The organism is Comamonas flocculans, from assembly GCF_007954405.1.
In the GTDB taxonomy this organism is placed as follows: domain Bacteria; phylum Pseudomonadota; class Gammaproteobacteria; order Burkholderiales; family Burkholderiaceae_C; genus Comamonas_C; species Comamonas_C flocculans.
Window position 1 is genome coordinate 2,434,294 of the sequence record NZ_CP042344.1, and the last position, 16,956, is coordinate 2,451,249.

17 protein-coding genes and 1 tRNA gene are annotated in these 16,956 nt (G+C 70.8%); 16 read left to right on the top strand and 2 right to left on the bottom strand.

Going from position 1 to position 16,956, the window contains the following annotated elements:
• Positions 1-29 precede the first annotated feature (29 nt).
• The 6 genes from mltG to FOZ74_RS11655 are packed head-to-tail and all read left to right on the top strand — an operon-like array spanning position 30 to position 4,598.
• On the top strand, positions 30-1,022 hold the full coding sequence (gene mltG / locus FOZ74_RS11630) for an endolytic transglycosylase MltG (RefSeq protein ID WP_146913214.1): 993 nt from the start codon (positions 30-32) through the stop codon (positions 1,020-1,022).
• Entirely contained in the window at positions 1,019-1,678 is a 660-nt protein-coding gene (gene tmk / locus FOZ74_RS11635; RefSeq protein WP_146913215.1) for a dTMP kinase, read from the top strand. Before mltG ends, tmk begins: the two co-directional genes overlap by 4 nt.
• Positions 1,671-2,705 (top strand): DNA polymerase III subunit delta', encoded by a 1,035-nt coding sequence (gene holB / locus FOZ74_RS11640; RefSeq protein WP_146913216.1) that lies wholly within the window; start codon positions 1,671-1,673, stop codon positions 2,703-2,705. The genes tmk and holB overlap by 8 nt, the downstream gene beginning before the upstream one ends.
• 12 nt (positions 2,706-2,717) lie before the next feature.
• Positions 2,718-3,077, top strand: coding sequence for a PilZ domain-containing protein (locus FOZ74_RS11645; protein WP_146913217.1), 360 nt, complete (start codon positions 2,718-2,720; stop codon positions 3,075-3,077).
• A 46-nt stretch (positions 3,078-3,123) separates the two neighbouring features.
• The gene (locus FOZ74_RS11650; protein WP_146913218.1) at positions 3,124-3,933 is read left to right on the top strand and encodes a TatD family hydrolase; all 810 of its coding nucleotides are present in this window, start codon (positions 3,124-3,126) and stop codon (positions 3,931-3,933) included.
• Positions 3,933-4,598, top strand: a complete 666-nt coding sequence (locus FOZ74_RS11655) for an ankyrin repeat domain-containing protein (protein WP_146913219.1) — start codon at positions 3,933-3,935, stop codon at positions 4,596-4,598. Before FOZ74_RS11650 ends, FOZ74_RS11655 begins: the two co-directional genes overlap by 1 nt.
• An 89-nt stretch (positions 4,599-4,687) precedes the next feature.
• Here the strand turns inward: FOZ74_RS11655 and msbA are convergent, their stop codons facing one another.
• Positions 4,688-6,460, bottom strand: a complete 1,773-nt coding sequence (gene msbA, locus FOZ74_RS11660) for a lipid A export permease/ATP-binding protein MsbA (protein WP_146913220.1) — start codon at positions 6,458-6,460, stop codon at positions 4,688-4,690.
• Between the two features lie 118 nt (positions 6,461-6,578).
• Between msbA and tolB the strand changes: the two genes are divergently transcribed.
• From tolB to FOZ74_RS11695, 7 genes are all read left to right on the top strand, one after another.
• The gene (gene tolB / locus FOZ74_RS11665; protein ID WP_255437587.1) at positions 6,579-7,871 is read left to right on the top strand and encodes a Tol-Pal system beta propeller repeat protein TolB; all 1,293 of its coding nucleotides are present in this window, start codon (positions 6,579-6,581) and stop codon (positions 7,869-7,871) included.
• 70 nt (positions 7,872-7,941) lie between these two features.
• Complete coding sequence (gene pal, locus FOZ74_RS11670) at positions 7,942-8,448, top strand: peptidoglycan-associated lipoprotein Pal (RefSeq protein ID WP_146913221.1); 507 nt, start codon at positions 7,942-7,944, stop codon at positions 8,446-8,448.
• Positions 8,449-8,461: 13 nt separating this feature from the next.
• Entirely contained in the window at positions 8,462-9,217 is a 756-nt protein-coding gene (ybgF, locus tag FOZ74_RS11675; protein WP_146913222.1) for a tol-pal system protein YbgF, read from the top strand.
• Positions 9,214-10,008, top strand: coding sequence for a tRNA threonylcarbamoyladenosine dehydratase (locus tag FOZ74_RS11680; protein ID WP_146913223.1), 795 nt, complete (start codon positions 9,214-9,216; stop codon positions 10,006-10,008). The genes ybgF and FOZ74_RS11680 overlap by 4 nt, the downstream gene beginning before the upstream one ends.
• A 19-nt stretch (positions 10,009-10,027) precedes the next feature.
• Positions 10,028-10,103, top strand: a tRNA-Lys gene (locus FOZ74_RS11685).
• A 170-nt stretch (positions 10,104-10,273) separates the two neighbouring features.
• Complete coding sequence (locus tag FOZ74_RS11690; RefSeq protein ID WP_146913224.1) at positions 10,274-10,609, top strand: serine/threonine protein kinase; 336 nt, start codon at positions 10,274-10,276, stop codon at positions 10,607-10,609.
• A gap of 117 nt (positions 10,610-10,726) precedes the next feature.
• Positions 10,727-12,331: an AMP-binding protein gene (locus FOZ74_RS11695; protein ID WP_146913225.1), complete on the top strand. Its 1,605-nt coding sequence runs from the start codon at positions 10,727-10,729 to the stop codon at positions 12,329-12,331.
• A 21-nt stretch (positions 12,332-12,352) separates the two neighbouring features.
• On the opposite strand, the gene ftsY is transcribed toward FOZ74_RS11695, so the two are convergent.
• Positions 12,353-13,477 (bottom strand): signal recognition particle-docking protein FtsY, encoded by a 1,125-nt coding sequence (gene ftsY, locus FOZ74_RS11700; protein ID WP_146913226.1) that lies wholly within the window; start codon positions 13,475-13,477, stop codon positions 12,353-12,355.
• Between the two features lie 29 nt (positions 13,478-13,506).
• Between ftsY and FOZ74_RS11705 the strand changes: the two genes are divergently transcribed.
• Genes FOZ74_RS11705 through rsmD form a run of 3 tightly spaced genes read left to right on the top strand, consistent with a single transcriptional unit; the run spans position 13,507 to position 16,949 of the window.
• Entirely contained in the window at positions 13,507-14,955 is a 1,449-nt protein-coding gene (locus tag FOZ74_RS11705; protein ID WP_146913227.1) for a M16 family metallopeptidase, read from the top strand.
• Between the two features lie 12 nt (positions 14,956-14,967).
• Complete coding sequence (locus tag FOZ74_RS11710; protein WP_146913228.1) at positions 14,968-16,365, top strand: M16 family metallopeptidase; 1,398 nt, start codon at positions 14,968-14,970, stop codon at positions 16,363-16,365.
• On the top strand, positions 16,362-16,949 hold the full coding sequence (gene rsmD / locus FOZ74_RS11715) for a 16S rRNA (guanine(966)-N(2))-methyltransferase RsmD (RefSeq protein WP_146913229.1): 588 nt from the start codon (positions 16,362-16,364) through the stop codon (positions 16,947-16,949). Before FOZ74_RS11710 ends, rsmD begins: the two co-directional genes overlap by 4 nt.
• Positions 16,950-16,956: the final 7 nt, after the last annotated feature.

Below are 16,956 nucleotides of genomic sequence, written 5' to 3' on the forward strand. Positions count from 1 at the left end.
GGCTCCCTGACCCTGGAGCCTGCTGCCGGATGCGCAGACTGTTCATTACTCTGCTGTTGCTTGCCGCTGCCCTGGTGGGTGCGGCCGCGTGGTGGCTGAACGCGCCACTGCCGCTGGCCCAGAGTCAGGCGCTGGAGCTGGAGATCGAGCCTGGCACCACGCCGCTGGGTGTGGCGCATGCGGCCGCAGGCGCCGGCGTGCAGGTACCGCCGCGCCTGCTGTGGCTGTGGTTTCGCCTCTCGGGCAAGGACCGCCAGATCAAGGCTGGCAACTACGAGATTCCACCGGGCACCACGCCCCTGACGCTGCTGCAAAAGCTGGTGCGCGGCGACGCCAGCATGCGCAGCCTCACGCTGATCGAGGGCTGGACCTTCCGCCAGGTGCGCGCGGCCCTGGCGCACGCCGACGGGCTCAAGGCGGACAGCGCGGGCATGGACGACGCCGCGCTGATGGCCCGGCTCGGGCGCCCGGGCGTCGCGCCCGAGGGGCGCTTCTTCCCCGACACCTATGCCTACGTGCGGGGCAGCAGCGACCTGGCGGTGCTGGCCCGCGCATTGCGCCAGATGGACCGGCGCCTGGAGGCCGCCTGGGCGGCGCGCGCGTCCGACCTGCCGCTCAAGAGCCCCGAACAGGCGCTGGTGCTGGCCAGCCTGGTCGAAAAGGAGACCGGGCGCGCGCAGGACCGCGCGCAGATCGCCGGCGTCTTCATCAACCGACTGCGCCTGGGCATGCTGTTGCAGACCGACCCGAGCGTGATCTACGGCATGGGTGAAAAATTCGACGGCAACCTGAGGAAGCGCGACTTGCAGACCGACACCCCCTGGAACACCTACACCCGGGCGGGCTTGCCGCCCACGCCGATTGCCATGCCGGGGCGCGCCGCGCTGCTGGCGGCGGTGCAGCCCGAACCGACGAAGGCGCTGTACTTCGTCGCGCGCGGCGACGGCAGCAGCCATTTCAGCGCGTCGCTGGACGAGCACAACCGCGCCGTCAACCGCTACCAGCGCGGCGGGAGCAAATGATGCGCGGGCCATTCATCAGCCTTGAAGGCATAGACGGCGCGGGCAAGTCCTCGCACCTGGCGGCGCTGGCCGATGCGCTGCGCGCGGCCGGGCGCAGCGTGCTGCTCACGCGCGAGCCCGGCGGCACGCCGCTGGCGGAAAAGCTGCGCCAGCTGCTGCTGCACGAGCGCATGGACGTGCTGACCGAGGTGCTGCTGGTCTTTGCCGCGCGGCGCGACCACATCGTGCAGGTGATCGCACCGGCGCTGGCGCGTGGCGACGTGGTGCTGTGCGACCGCTTCACCGACGCCAGCTTCGCCTACCAGGGGGCGGGGCGCGGCTTTGACCGCGAGGAGCTATCAAAACTGGAGCTGCTTGCGCAGACTGGCATCGCGCCAGAGCCTGATTCGATGCTGCAACCCGATTTGACGCTGTGGTTCGACCTGCCGGCCGAGTTGGCCGCCGAGCGCCTGGCCGGCGTGCGCGCGCCCGACCGCTTCGAGACCGAGCCCCAGGCCTTCTTCGCCCGCGTCGCGCGCGGCTATGCCGAGCGCGCGGCGCAGTCCGGGGGGCGCATGGTGCGCATCGACGCGGCGCAGCAGCGCGAGCAGGTGGCCGCGCAGATGCTGGCCGCGGTGGCCGCGCGCGGCTGGCTGGAGGGCGCGCGCGGTGGCTGACGAAGCCGCGGCGCCTGCGCCCTGGCTGGAGCGCCAGCGCAGCCAGCTGCTGGCGCAGCGCGGCCACGCCTGGCTGCTGCACGGCCCCTCGGGCCTGGGCCAGTACACGCTGGCGCTGGAGCTGGCGCGCGCCTGGCTGTGCGAGTCGCCCACGCCCGCGGGCGCCTGCGGCCACTGCGCCAGCTGCCACGGCATTGCGGTGCGCACCCATGCGGACCTGCGCGTGCTCATGCCCGAGGTGCAGATGCAGCAGCTGGCCTGGCCGCTGCCCGAGAAGGCCCAGGCCGAGCTGGACGAGAAAAAGCGCAAACCGAGCCGCGAGATCCGCGTCGACGCGCTGCGCGACGCGGTGGAATTCGCCCAGCGCACCAGCGCGCGCGGACGCGGCAAGGTGGTGCTGATCTACCCGGCCGAGCAGATGAATGCGGTCAGCGCCAACGCGCTGCTCAAGACCCTGGAAGAGCCGCCGGGCGAGGTGCGCTTCGTGCTCGCGAGCGAGGCCGCGCACCAGTTGCTGCCTACCATCCGCAGCCGCTGCCAGGCGCATGCGCTGCACTGGCCCGCGCCGCAGGAGGCGCTGGCCTGGCTGCACCAGCAGGGCGTGGCCGCCGGCGCCGCCGAAGTCTGGCTGCGCGCCGCCGGAGGGCGCCCGGACGACGCGCTGGCGCTGGCGCGCAGCGGGCGCAATCCCGAAGCCTGGGCGCGCATCCCGCGCGCGCTCGCCGAGGGCGACCATGCCGCGCTGGCGGAGCTGACGCCGCCCCAGCTCGTCACGGTGCTGCAAAAGCTCTGCCACGACCTGCTGGTGCTGGGCGTGGGCGGCGCGCCGCGCTACTTCGCCGCGGCCGACCTGCCGGCGCCCGCGCAGCTGCCCTCGCTGGCGGTGCTCACGCGCTGGGGTGCGCTGCTGCGCCAGGAGGCGCGCAGCGCCGAGCACCCCTACAACGCCGGCCTGATGCTGCAGGCGCTGGTGGCGCAGGCGCGCGAGGCCCTGGCGCTAAACTTGCCGCACCCCCAACGCCGCTGAAGCCCACCCGCCATGGCCACACCCGCCAATGCACCGCGCCCCAGCGTGATGCAGCTCAACATCAAGGACAAGACGCAGCTGTTCATGTCCTACATCCGCCTGTTCAAGGAGGGCGGCATCTTCGTGCCGACCACGCGCGAATACCGCCTGGGCGACGATGTCTACGTGCTGCTGTCGCTGCCCGAGCAGGCCCAGCGCTACCCGGTGGCGGGCAAGGTGGCGTGGATCAACCCGGCGCGCGTGGGCGGCGGGCGCGTGCAGGGCGTGGGCGTGCGCTTCCCCGACGATGAAAAATCCCACCAGCTCAAGGCCAAGATTGAAGAGCTGCTGGGCAGCGCCCTGGGGGCCGACCGCCAGACCCAGACACTCTGAGCTCTCTTGCCGCTGGCCGGCCCGCGCGGCCGGCCGCTCCTGCCGCATGTTTGTAGATTCCCATTGCCATCTGAACGACCCGCAGCTGCGATCGCAGCTGGCCGACATCCGCGCCGCCATGCAGGCCGCGCAGGTGGACCGCGCGCTGTGCATCTGCACCACCATGGAAGAATTCCCCGAGGTGCACCAGCTGGCGCTCACGCACGACAACTTCTGGGCCTCGGTGGGCGTGCACCCCGAAACCGAAGGCATGGCCGAGCCCACGGTGGACGAGCTCACGCGCCTGGCGCGGCTGCCGCGCGTGGTGGCCGTGGGCGAGACCGGGCTGGACTACTACCAGATGGACGAGCGCAAGGGCGGGCGCGCCGTGGCCGACCTTGCCTGGCAGCGCGAGCGCTTTCGCACCCACATCCGCGCGGCGCGCGCGGCGCGCCGCCCGCTGGTCATCCACACGCGCAGCGCCAGCGCCGACACCCTGGCCATCCTGCGTGAGGAGGGCGAAGACGCCAGCGCTGCCAGCGCGGGTGGCGTGTTCCACTGCTTCACCGAAACCCTGGAAGTGGCGCGCGCCGTGCTGGATCTGGGTTTCTACATCTCGTTTTCCGGCATCCTCACCTTCAAGAAGGCGCAGGAGCTGCGCGAGGTGGCGGCCTTCGTGCCGCTGGAGCGCATGCTGATCGAGACCGACAGCCCGTATCTGGCCCCGGTGCCGATGCGCGGCAAGGTCAATAACCCTTCGTATGTGCCCTACGTCGCCCAGCAGATCGCGCAGGTGCGCGGCGTGGAGGTGGGCCTGATCGCCGAGGCCACCAGCCGCAATTTCGAGCGCCTCTTCCTCGCGGGGCAGGCCGCGTGATGCGCCGCCGCGCCCTGCTGCTGGCTGCCACGGCGCTGGCGGGTGCGCAGGCGCGCGCCGGCGCCTGGGAAGACTTCTTTCAGGCCATAGAGCTCGATGACGAGCGCACCGTCGCCAGCCTGCTGCGCCGCGGGTTCGACCCCAACGCGCGCGACGCGCGCCGCCAGCCCGCGATCACCGTGGCGCTGTTCAAGGATTCGCGCAAGGTCGCGGCCGTGCTGCTTGCCAGCCGCAAGCTCGACGTGGAGGCGCGCAACGCCAAGGACGAAAGCCCGCTGATGATGGCGGCGATGCGCGGCAACCTGCAGGCCGCGCGCACCCTGATCGCGCGCGACGCGGACGTCAACAAGACCGGCTGGACGCCGCTGCACTACGCCGCCAGCAGCAGCGCCGAGGGCGCGCTGGCCATGGTGCGCCTGCTGCTGGAGCACGCCGCCTACATCGACGCCGGCTCGCCCAACGGCACCACGCCGCTGATGATGGCGGCGCAGTACGGCCAGATCGACGTGGCGCGCCTGCTGCTGGCCGAAGGGGCGGACCCCACCCTCAGGAACCAGCAGGGCCTGGGCGCGCTGGACTTTGCGCGCAAGGCCGAGCGCGAAGGCCTGGTGCAGGACATCGTGCGCGCCATGCAGCGCCAGCGCCCGAACAAGGGCCAGTGGTAGCGCTACGCAAAAAAGAGCTGGTAGCGTAGTGCTAACAATGGTTTTAATGTGAAACTTGTTTGAAACCGGCTTGGGTCTTGCGCTGGCAGCTATGCTTTTCTTGAGGACTGCAGGCGCGCATACAGCCCGCCGGCGGCCACCAGCTCGGCATGCGTGCCTTGCTCGACGATGTGGCCCTGCTCCATCACCACCACGCGGTCGGCGTGTTCGATGGTCGACAGGCGGTGCGCGACGATGAGCGTGGTGCGCCCGCGCATCAGGCGCTGCAGCGCATCCTGCACCAGGCGCTCGGAGTGCGTGTCCAGCGCCGAAGTGGCCTCGTCCAGCAGCAGCACCGGCGCGTCCTTGTACAGCGCGCGCGCAATCGCCAGACGCTGGCGCTGTCCGCCCGACAGCTGCGTGGCGTTGTGCCCCACCTCGGTGTGTATGCCGCGCGGCAGGCTGGCCACGTGCTCGGCCAGGTTGGCCGCCTGCAGGCACTGCTGCACGCGCGCCTCGTCCACCGGCTCGCCCAGCGCCACGTTGGCGGCGATGCTGGCGTTGAACATCACCACCTCCTGCCCGACCAGCGCGAACTGCCGGCGCAGCGCCGCCAGCCGCCAGTCGGCCAGCGCGACGCCGTCGAGCGTGATCTGCCCGCCGTCCGGTTCGATGAAGCGCGGCAGCAGATTCACCAGCGTGCTCTTGCCCGAGCCCGAAGGCCCGACCAGCGCCACCACCTCGCCGGGCGCCACCTGCAGGCTCACGCCGTCGAGCGCCGGCGTCTGGCGCGCGCCGTAGTGCACGCGCACCGCGTGCAGCGCGATCGCGCCGCGCGCGCGCGCCGCCTCGTGGCCGCCTTCGGTCTCGGGCTCGGTGTCTTCGAGCAGGCGCAGGCCGCGCTCCAGCGCCGCCGCGCCGCGGGTGATGGGGTTGGCGATGTCGGCCAGGCGCTTGATCGGCGAGATCAGCATCAGCATCGCCGCGATGAAGGCGGCAAAGCCGCCCACGCTCACCGCCTGGCCGCCGCTGCTGCGCCCCTGCCATAGCGCGATGCAGATCACCGTGGACAGCGCGGCGGCGGCCAGCAGCTGGATGGCCGGCGTCATCGCGCCCGAGGCGACGGTGGACTTCATTGCCAGGTGGCGCAGGCGCTGGCTGAGCGTGGCGAAGCGCTCGGCCTCCTGCGCCTGCGCGCCGTGCAGGCGCACCATGCGGTGGGCCAGCACGTTTTCTTCCACCACGTAGGCGAGGTCGTCGGTGGCGCTCTGGCTGCTCTTGGTGATGCGGTACAGCCGCCGCGACAACGTGGTCATCACCCAGGCCACCGCCGGCACCATGACGGCCACGATCAGCGTGAGCTGCCAGTTCAGATACAGCAGGTAAGCCAGCAGCGCCAGCACCGTGAAGCCGTCGCGCGAGGCGCCCAGCAGCGCCTGCACCAGCACGGTGAAGCCGTTCTGCACCTCATAGACCACGGTGTTGGACAGCGCGCTGGCCGACTGCTCGCCAAACACCCGCATGCGCGCCACCAGCAGGCGCTGAAACAGCACCGCGCGCAGGCGCACCATGCCCTCGTTGGCGATGCGCGCCAGCGCGTACTTGCCGGTGAACTGTGCCAGCCCGCGCACCAGGAACACGCCGATGATGGCCGCGGGAACCAACCACAGCGGCAGTGATCCCTCGGTGAAGCCTTCGTCGAGCAGCGGCTTGAGCAGCGCCGGAATCAGGGGCTCGGTAGCGGCGGCGACGATGGTGGTGAGCAGCGCCACCGTCCATTCCAGGCGCTGGTCGCCGAAGTAGGGCTGCAGCCGCCGCAGGCGTGCGCGCAGCGTCGGCACCGGTGCGGCCGGGGTGCCGGCCGTAGAATTGTCGCTTTGCATTGCGGGCAAATTCTACGTTGGGGTGGTTCAGGGGCGGCACAGTTTGTCACATGGTTTGCTGCGCCATGTGTAACATCCGGGGCTTTGTCTCCAGGCTTTTTTCGAGTCGAACTTAGGCATGATGCTTGACCACCCCCTGTCGCCGCGGCCGTCGCGGCGCGACCTGATCGCCGCCGGCCTTGCGCTGGGGAGCCTGCCCGCGCTGGCGCAGTTTCGCGTCGAAATCACCGGCGTCGGCCTCACGCAGCTGCCCATCGCGATCGCCCCGCTGCGCGGCGAGGAGGCGGCGCCGCAGAAGATCTCGCGCATCGTGCTGGCCGACCTGGAGCGCAGCGGCCGCTTCGTCGGCGTCGACGCCTCGGGCGCGGCGCTCGACGAGGCCTCGCGCCCCGACCTGTCGCTGTGGCGCGAACGCAAGGCCGACGCGCTCAGCGTGGGCAGCATCACGGCGCTGGCCGACGGGCGCTTCGACACCCGCTTTCGCCTCTGGGACGTGGTGCGCGGCGAAGACCTGAGCGGCCAGAGCTATGCCGTCACCCGCGCCGACCTGCGCCTGGCGGCGCACCGCATCTCCGACTACATCTACGAAAAGCTCACCGGCGAGCGCGGCGTCTTCTCCACGCGCATCGCCTACATCACCAAGGTCGGCAGCCGCTACAGCCTGTGGGTGGCCGACGCCGACGGCGAGAGCGCCCAGTCCGCGCTCTCCAGCCCCGAGCCCATCATCTCGCCCGCCTGGTCGCCCTCGGGCACGCAGCTGGCCTACGTGTCCTTCGAGTCGCGCAAACCCGTGGTTTACGTGCACGACATCGCCACCGGCAGGCGGCGCCTGATCGCCAACTTCCGCGGCTCCAACAGCGCGCCCGCCTGGTCGCCCGACGGGCGCACGCTGGCCGTCACGCTCAGCCGCGACGGCGGCTCGCAGCTCTACACCATCAGCGCCAGCGGCGGCGAGCCCACGCGCCTGATGCAAAGCGCGGGCATAGACACCGAACCCACCTACGCCAGCGACGGCCGCATCTACTTCGTGAGCGACCGCGGCGGTTCACCGCAGATCTACCGCGTGCCCGCCGGCGGCGGCGCGGCCGAGCGCGTCACCTTCCAGGGCAACTACAACATCTCTCCCTCGGTCAGCCCCGACGGGCAGATGCTCGCCTACATCACGCGCACCGGCGGCGCCTTCAAGCTGCAGGTGATGGACCTGAAGTCGCACGCCAGCGCGGCCATCACCGACACCACGAGCGACGAGCGCCCGAGCTTCGCGCCCAACGGCAAGCTCATCGTCTACGCCACGCGCAACCAGGGCAAGGAAATGCTCATGACCACCACCCTGGACGGCAAGATCAAGGCGCGCCTGGCCGGGCAGGGCGGCGACATCCGCGAGCCCGCCTGGGGCCCCTTCCAGAAGTGAGTCTTTTCTTTTCCTGTCCTTTTCATTTCATCCACGAAAGTTCAAAGTGAAACACCTCCAGTTCAGTCGCATGTCCCTGGCCCTGATCGCCACCGCCCTGGTGGTCGGCTGCAGTTCCGGCGTCAAGCTCAACGACGTGCCGGTCACCGACCAGGGCGCCGCCTCCACCAGCAACAACGGCGGCAGCCAGAGCGCGGTCGCGCCGGTGGACCTGAACGCCAGCGAGGGCACGATGCAAGGCCCGGTCGGCGTGGCCCGCGTGATCTACTTCGACTTCGACAGCTACTCCGTCAAGCCCGAATACCAGTCGGTGCTCGACGCGCATGCCAACTACCTCAAGAGCAGCAACGCGCGCCGCGTGACCCTCGAAGGCAATACCGACGAGCGCGGCGGGCGCGAGTACAACCTGGCGCTGGGCCAGAAGCGCGCCGAGGCGGTGCGCCGCGCCCTGGGCCTGCTGGGCGTGCCCGAGGCGCAGATGGAAGCGGTGAGCTTCGGCAAGGAAAAGCCGGCCGTGCCGGGCAATTCCGAAGACGCCTACGCGCAGAACCGCCGCGTCGAACTGAGCTACCACTGAAAGGGCGCGGCGCATGCAAGCGAAGACTTCACGCTGGTGGCTGGCCGTCGCATGCGCCTTGCTGGCGCTGGGCTCCAGCGTGAGCCATGCCGCGTTGTTCGAGGACGACGAGGCCCGCCGCGCGATCCTGGAGATGCGCCAGCGCATCGACCAGATGCAGCAGAACTCGGGCGGTGACGCGGCGCAGCTGCGCCGCAGCGTGCTCGACCTGCAGTCCCAGATCGAGGCGCTGCGCGGTGAAACGGCCGAGCTGCGCGGCCAGAACGAAAAGCTGCGCCGCGACCTGAGCGAGCTGCAGCAGCGCCAGAAGGACGTGGCCACGAGCGTCGATGAGCGCCTGCGCAAGTTCGAGCCCGAGACCGTGCAGGTGGACGGGCGCGAATTCAAGGCCGAACCGGCCGAGAAAGCCGACTACGAAGCGGCCCTGGCCGTCTTTCGCACCGGCAAGTTCGCCGACGCCGCCAGCGCCTTCCAGGGCTTCATGGGCAGGTATCCCAAGTCCGGCTACCTGCCTTCGGCGCGCTTCTGGCTGGGCAATGCGCAGTACGCCACGCGCGACTACCAGAGCGCGATCGACAACTTCAAGGCGCTGCTGTCCGCCGCGCCCGAACACGCCCGTGCACCCGAGGCGGCGCTGTCGATTGCCAACTGCCAGGTCGAACTCAAGGACACCAAGGCCGCGCGCAAGACCCTGGAAGACCTGATCCGCGTCTATCCCCAGTCCGAGGCGGCCAGCGCCGCCAAGGAACGCCTGGCCCGCCTGAAGTGAGCGCCGCAGCCCTGCAAGGGGCGCACGTGCAGCGCCGCTTCGGCGCGCTGGACCGGCTGTACGGCGTGGCCGGGGCCGAGCGCATTCGCGCGAGCCACGTGGCTGTCGTCGGCATCGGCGGCGTCGGTTCCTGGGCCGCCGAGGCGCTGGCGCGCAGCGGCGTCGGCCGGCTGACCCTGATCGATCTGGACCACGTGGCCGAATCCAACATCAACCGCCAGGCCCATGCGCTGGACACCACGCTGGGTCAGGCCAAGGTGCGCGCCATGGCCGAACGCATCGCCCTCATCCACCCCGGCTGCACGGTGCACTGCGTGGACGACTTTGCCGGCCCGCAGAACTGGCCGCGGCTGTTGCCCGAACCGGCCAGCGCCGTCATCGACGCCTGCGACCAGCTCGCCGCCAAGATCGCGCTGGCCGCCTGGGCGCTGCAAGGCAGCGGCGTCTTCATCAGCGTGGGCGCCGCCGGCGGCAAGCAGCAGGCCGAGCGCGTGGAAGTGGCCGACCTCGCCCAGGTGAGCCACGACCCGCTGCTGGCCAAGCTGCGCTACGCCCTGCGTCGCCACCACGGCGGTGCGCGCGGCGACAGGCCGATCGGCATCCCCTGCGTCTTCAGCCGCGAAGCCGTGGCCGCGCCCGACCCCTCCTGCGCCCTGGAGCAGACCGACGGCAGCCTGAACTGCCACGGCTACGGCTCCAGCGTGGCCGTCACCGCTACCTTCGGCATGACCGCCGCAGGCTGGGTACTGCGCACCCTGGCCCGGCCGGAGCGGCGCAAAAACTTTCTATAATCGACGGTTTTCCTCGCCCGGGTCGTTAGCTCAGTCGGTAGAGCAGCGGACTTTTAATCCGTTGGTCGCGCGTTCGAGTCGCGCACGACCCACCATTGTTCGCTGATTCTGCGCGGGCCCCATCGCCGGGGATGCGCACCTTTCCTCAGGGTTGCCGCAGACCTTCATTGCGGTTTGTGTACGTGGCGTTGCGCCCAATGCCAGGCCAGCCCGGCACGTGGCTTGCTCCCGGTGTGCATAGCACGACCTCATGAGGAAATCAGCCATGAAAACCCCGAGCACCCCCGCTTCTTCGGCCGCCGACACGCCGAGCGAAGCCACCTCGCGCGCCGAGACCAGCGCCGAAGCCAATGCCACCATGAGCGCCGAGAAGGACGTCTCTGCCGGCATGGACGAAGTGACCGCGCACCCGCTGGACGACATTCCGCAGGATGGCCCGCTGGACTTCGATGACGGTACGGTGCTGCACCCGCGCGGCGATACGCGCTGCACCGGCGGCACCTGGGACGGCGAGGGCGCCGACGGTGGCGATACGGCACCGCCCGCCGAAATCATGTCCGAGCACGTGCTGCCGAGCAGCCAGCCAAAGCGGCGCGAGTAGCGCTGACAGGCGCGGCGGCGCGTGCGGCCGCAGCCTGTCGCCTGCGTTCTGGGCGGCGCTGGGCGCAGCTGCGGCCTGCGCTTATCCTCGGTGCCACCCTGACTCGGAGGCAAACCGATGACGACCCCCGCGCCGCTGCATGAACACCTGTGCCGCCATGCGCGCGAGCGGCCCGACGCGGCTGCGCTGCTGTGGTATGGCCGTGCCATCACCTGGGCCGAGCTCGACGCGATGAGCGACGCCTTCGCCGCGCGCCTGCAAGCGCTGGGCGTGGGCGCGGGCGAACCGGTGGTGCTGTTTCTGAATAACTGTCCGCAATACTTCGTCGCGCATTACGGCATCCAGAAGATGGGCGCCATCGTCTGCCCGAGCGGTCCCTTGAACAAGGCGCATGAGCTGGGCTACCAGGTAGGCGACCTGCAGGCACGCGTGATCGTTGCCGCAAGCGATCTGTTGCCCATCGTCGAGCAGGTGCGCGGCCAAGCCGGCAGCACGCTCGCGCACGTGTTTGCCGTGCATTACGCCGACTGGCTGCCCGAGGTGCCGAACTTGCCGCTGCCGGCCGAGCTCCAGGCGGCGCGCGCGGCACCCCGGATACGACAGGCGGACTGCGAGGACTTTGAAGCGGCAGTGCAATCGGGCGCCTGCCCGGCCCCGGTGGCGCGCGGCATGGACGACGTGGCGCTGATGACCTATACCAGCGGCACCACCGGGCTGCCCAAGGGTGCGATGCTGAGCTTTGCCAACGCGCTGTTCAAGACCGAGGTGACCGCGCAGGCCAACGACTTCACGCAGCAGAGCATGGTGCTTTCGGTCGCGCCGCTCTACCACATCGCCGGCATGCTGATGGGTGTGAACGTGCCCATCTACGCCGGCGCCACGCAGGTGCTGCTGTTTCGCTTTGACCCGCAGGCGCTGCTGCAGGCGATCGCCACGTACCGCGTCACGCACTGGTATTCAATAGCGCCGATGAACGTTGCCTGCATGCAGCTGCCAGGCGCCGAGCACCATGACCTCACCAGCCTGCAGCGCAACCCGGTGACCAGCTTTGGCATCATGTTCACCGAGCCGCTGGCGCGCCAGTGGCAGGACTTCACGCGCGGGTCCTGCCTGAGCTATGAGGCGGCCTATGGCCTGTCCGAGACCCACACCATGGACACCGGCATGCCCGTGCGCGCGATCCGCTGGGGTACGCAGGGCAAGCCCATGCCGGGCGTTGCGATCCGCATTCTGGACACCGCGACCGGCGCAGAGCTGCCGAGGGGCGAGCTCGGCGAGATCACCGTGCGCTCGCCCGGCAACTTCCAGGGCTATTGGAACAAGCCCGAGGCCACGGCCGCCACGCTCAGAGACGGCTGGGTGCACACCGGCGACATGGGCCGGCTCGACGCCGAGGGCTACCTGAGCTTTACCGGGCGCATGAAGGAGATGATCAAGGTCTCGGGCTACAGCGTATTCCCCGAGGAGGTGGAGACCCTGCTCATCAAGCACCCCGCCGTGGCCCAGGCCGCAGTGGTTGCCGAGCCCGATGCCGCCAAGGGCGAGGTGGTCAAGGCCTTCATTGTCACCAAGCCAGGCCAGAGCCTGACGGCCGAGGCGCTGATCGCCTGGTCGCGCGAGAACATGGCGACCTACAAGGCGCCGCGCCACGTGCGCTTCATCGATGCGCTGCCGGCGACCGGTGCGGGCAAGGTGCTGCGCCGCCTGCTCAAGGACCTGTGAGGGGTCTTGCAGAGCGCCGCTTCAGCCCAGCAGCGCCTCGGCGAATTCCCGTGCCTTGAAGGTCTGCAGGTCCTGCACCTGTTCGCCCACGCCGATGAAATAGACCGGCACCGGGCGCTCCTGCGCGATGGCGGCCAGCACGCCGCCCTTGGCGGTGCCGTCGAGTTTGGTGACGATCAGGCCGGTGAGCTGCAGCGCTTCGTCGAAGGCCTTGACCTGGGCGAGGGCGTTCTGGCCGGTGTTGCCGTCGATGACCAGCAGCACCTCGTGCGGGGCGCTGGCGTAGGCCTTGGTGATCACGCGGCGGATCTTGGTCAGCTCCTGCATCAGGTGCAGCTGCGTGGGCAGGCGCCCGGCGGTGTCCACCAGCACCACGTCCTTGCCACGCGCGCGGCCCGCGCTCACCGCGTCGAAGCTCACGGCGGCCGGGTCGCCCCCCTGCTGGCTGATGATGTCCACGGTGTTGCGCGTGGCCCAGACGCCCAGCTGCTCGCGCGCCGCGGCGCGGAAGGTGTCGGCCGCGGCCAGCAGCACGCTCTGGCCGTGGTCCGCCAGGTGCCGGGTGAGCTTGCCGATGGAGGTGGTCTTGCCCGCGCCGTTGACGCCCGCGACCATGATCACCGTGGGCTGGTGCGCGCCGATGACCAGCGGTTTTTCCAGCGGCTGCAGCAGCTCGGTCAGCGCGTCGGCCAGCAGCGCCTTGACGGCGGCCGGGTCGGCCGCCTTGTGTTCCTTGACCTTGCGCCTGAGCGTCTGCAGCAGCTGCGTGGTGGCTTTCACGCCGGTGTCGGCCATGAGCAGCGCGTCTTCGAGTTCCTCGTACAAGGCTTCGTCGATGCGCGTGCCGACGAACACGGTGGTGATGCCGCTGCCGGTCTTGCGCAGGCCGGCCGACAGGCGTGCCATCCAGCTCCGGCGCGCTGGCTCGGCGGTGACGGGAGACGGAGCGGGCGCGTCGGCCGGCGTGTCGGCGGGGGGCTGTGCCGCGGCGGGGACGGCGGGAGCGGCTGGCTCGGGTGCCGGCACCGGCGCGGGCGCTGCGGCCGGGGGCGGGGAGGGCTGGCCACCGGCGGGCGGAGCCTCGGGTGGTGCCGGCGCGGCGGGGGCCGCAGGGGGCGGGGTTTTTTTCTTGAAGAAGCTGAACATTGCGGGGTTTCTAGAATCGCAGCCATTCTATGAAACACGCCCTTCTTTTTTGCGGGGTGCTCGCGTGCGCAGGCGCGCTGGCACAGACTTCCGGCACTGGCGCCATTCCCGCCGCCGCCGCCAGCGAGCCCGTGGCGACCACCGCCTCGGGGGCGCAGCAGTTCGCGCTGTCCAACGGCATGCAGCTGGTGGTGCAGCCCGACCACCGGGCGCCCACCGCCGTCCAGATGCTCTGGGTGCGCGTGGGCAGCATGGACGAGGTCAACGGCCGCACGGGCCTCGCGCACATGCTCGAGCACATGATGTTCAAGGGCTCGGCCAGCCTGGGGCCGGGGGAGTTTTCCCGCCGGGTGGCCAGGCTGGGCGGGCGCGAGAACGCCTTCACCACGCGTGACTACACCGGCTACTTCCAGCAGATACCGGCCGGGCGGCTCAAGGACGTGATGCAGCTGGAGGCCGACCGCTTCGCGCACAACCAGTGGCCCGACGAGGAATTTCGCAAGGAGCTGGAAGTGGTCAAGGAAGAGCGGCGCATGCGCACCGACGACCAGCCGCGCGCCGCGCTGATGGAGCAGCTCAACGCCGCCACCTTCATGGCCTCGCCCTACCACCACCCGGTGGTCGGCTGGATGAGCGACCTGCACAGCATGCAGCCCGAGGACGCGCGCGCCTTCTACCGCCAGTGGTACGTGCCGGGCAATGCCGCGCTGGTGGTGGCGGGCGACGTACAGCCGCAGCAGGTGCTGGCCTGGGCCGAGGAGATCTACGGCAAGCTGCCCTCGGCCGCCCTGCCCGAGCGCAAGCCGCAGACCGAGCCCGAGCAGCGCGGCCTGCGCCGCGTCAGCCTGAAGGCGCCGGCCGAGCAGGCCTATGTGGCGTTGGCGTTTCGCATTCCCGGCATGCAGCGGCTGGCGCAGCTGCAGCCCGAGGACAAGGACGCGCTGTCGCTGCTGGTGCTCTCGGCGGTGCTCAGCGGCTATGACGGTGCGCGGCTGGACCGCGAGCTGACCCAGGGCCCGCAGCGCGTGGCCGACAGCGCCGCGGCCCATGCCTCGATCTTCGGGCGCGGGCCGGCCACTTTCATGCTCACCGGCGTGCCGGCCAGCGGCCAGAGCCCCGAGGACGTGGAGCAGGCGCTGCGCGCCAGCGTCGCCCGCGTGGCCCGCGAGGGCGTGAGCGCGCAAGAGCTGGCGCGCGTGAAGGCGCAGTGGGCGGCCTCCACCATCTACGCGCGCGACTCGCTCATGGGCCAGGCGATGGACCTGGGCAGCAACTGGGTGCAAGGCCTGCCGCTGGACGCCGACGACCGGCTGCTGGCGCTGCTGCAGGACGTGGCGCCGGCCGACGTGCAGGCCGTGGCCCGGCGCTACTTTGGCGACGACCAGCTGACCGTGGGCACGCTGCTGCCCCAGGCCCTGCCCGAGGGCGCCAAGGCCAGGGCGCCCGCCGCCGGGGCCGACGACGGCGTGATGCGCTGAGGAGGGCAAACCATGATCAAAACCATCAAAAAGATAGCTTCTTGCGCAATGCTGGTGGGCGTTACAGGCCTTTTTTATACACAAAGTGCGTTTGCCCTCCTGCCGATAGAACACTGGACGCGGCCCGACGGCGCGCAGGTCTGGCTGGTGCAAAGCCCGGCCATTGCCATGGTGGACGTGCAGCTCGAGTTCGACGCCGGCAGCCGCCGCGACCCCGCCGCCCAGGCCGGCCTGGCCAGCGCCGCGGCCTTGATGAGCGCCAAGGGCGTGCGCGCGGCCGAGGGCCGGCCGGCGCTGGACGAGAACCAGCTCGGCGAGGCCTGGGCCGACCTGGGCGCGAGCCTGGGCGCGGACGCCGGGCGCGATGCGCTGAGCTTTTCGCTGCGCTCGCTGACCCGCCCCGAACTGCTCGGGCGCGCCGCAGAACTGGCCGCGCGCCAGATCGGCGAGCCCAGCTACCCCGCGGCGGTCTGGCAGCGCGAGCGTGCGCGCTGGAGCGCTGCCATCGCCGAGGGCGACACGCGCCCGGGCACCGTCGCGGGCAAGGCCTTTTCGCGGGCCCTCTACCGCGGCAATCCCTACGGTTACGAGACCACGGCCGCCACGCTGCAGGCGATCGGCGTCGCCGACCTGCAGGCCTACCACGCGCGCTACCTGCAGCGCTGCCGCGCGCGCGTGGCCATCGTCGGCGCGGTGGACCGGGCGCAGGCGCAGGGCCTGGTCGACGCGCTGCTCGCCCGCCTGCCCGCCGGGGATGCGCAGGCCTGCGCGCCGCTGCCGGCGGTGGCCAGCGTGGCGCCGCTGGCCGCGCCGCAGCGTATCGACATCCCCTTCAACTCGGCCCAGACGCACGTGCTGATCGGCCAGCCCGGCATCGCGCGCAGGGACCCGGATTTCCTCGCGCTGCTGGTGGGCAACCACATCCTGGGCGGCGGCGGCTTCGCCTCGCGGCTGATGGAGGAGGTGCGCGAAAAGCGCGGCCTGTCCTACAGCGTGTACAGCGATTTTTCGCCCGGACTGAACGTGGGCGCCTTCGTCGCCGGCCTGCAGACGCGCCCCGAGCAGGCCGCACAGGCGCTGCAGGTGACCCAGCAGGTGATCGCCGACTTCGTGCGCGACGGCCCGACCGAAGCCGAGCTGCAGGCCGCCAAGGACAACCTCGTGGGCGGCTTTGCGCTGCGCATCGACAGCAACCGCAAGCTGCTGGGCAACGTCGTCAACATCGCGCGCAACGGCCTGCCGCTGGACTACCTCGAAGGCTGGACCGAGCGCGTGCAGGCGCTCAGCGCCGAACAGGTCAAGGCCGCCATGGCCCGCGTGCTGCAGCCCGCTCGCATGGTCACCGTGGTGCTGGGCGCGGCGCCCGCTGCTGCGGACGCGCCCACGGCGGCAGCGGCCGACCGGCCATGAAGGCACGCACCGCGCGCGCACCGGGCGAGGTGCGCATCATCGGCGGGCTGTACAAGCGCACCCGCCTGCCGGTGCTGGACCGCCCCGGCCTGCGCCCCACGCCCGACCGGGTGCGCGAGACCCTGTTCAACTGGCTGGGCCAGGACCTGGGCGGCTGGCGCTGCATGGACGTGTTTGCCGGCAGCGGCGCGCTGGGGCTGGAGGCGGCGTCACGCGGGGCGGCGCAGGTGCTGCTGGTGGAGCAGGACGCGCTGCTGGCGCGCCAGATCGGCCAGCTGGCCGAGCGCCTGCGGGCGGCGGCCGTGCAGGTGCGCCGCGGCGACGGCCTGAGCGAGCTCGCGCGCTGCGCACCCGCCAGCCTGGACCTGGTGCTGCTGGACCCGCCCTTCGACACGCAGGCGCTGCTGCCCGCGGCCCTGAAGAGCGCGGCGCGGGCGCTTGCCCCCGGCGGCTGGATCTACCTGGAAGCCGGCCGGCGCTGGGATGCGGCCGCGCTGCAGCCGGCGGGCCTGGTCTGCCAGCGCTACCTCAAGGCCGGCGCGGCGCATGCCCATTTGCTGCAGAGCGCACCTGAAAGCTATTGAAACAAGA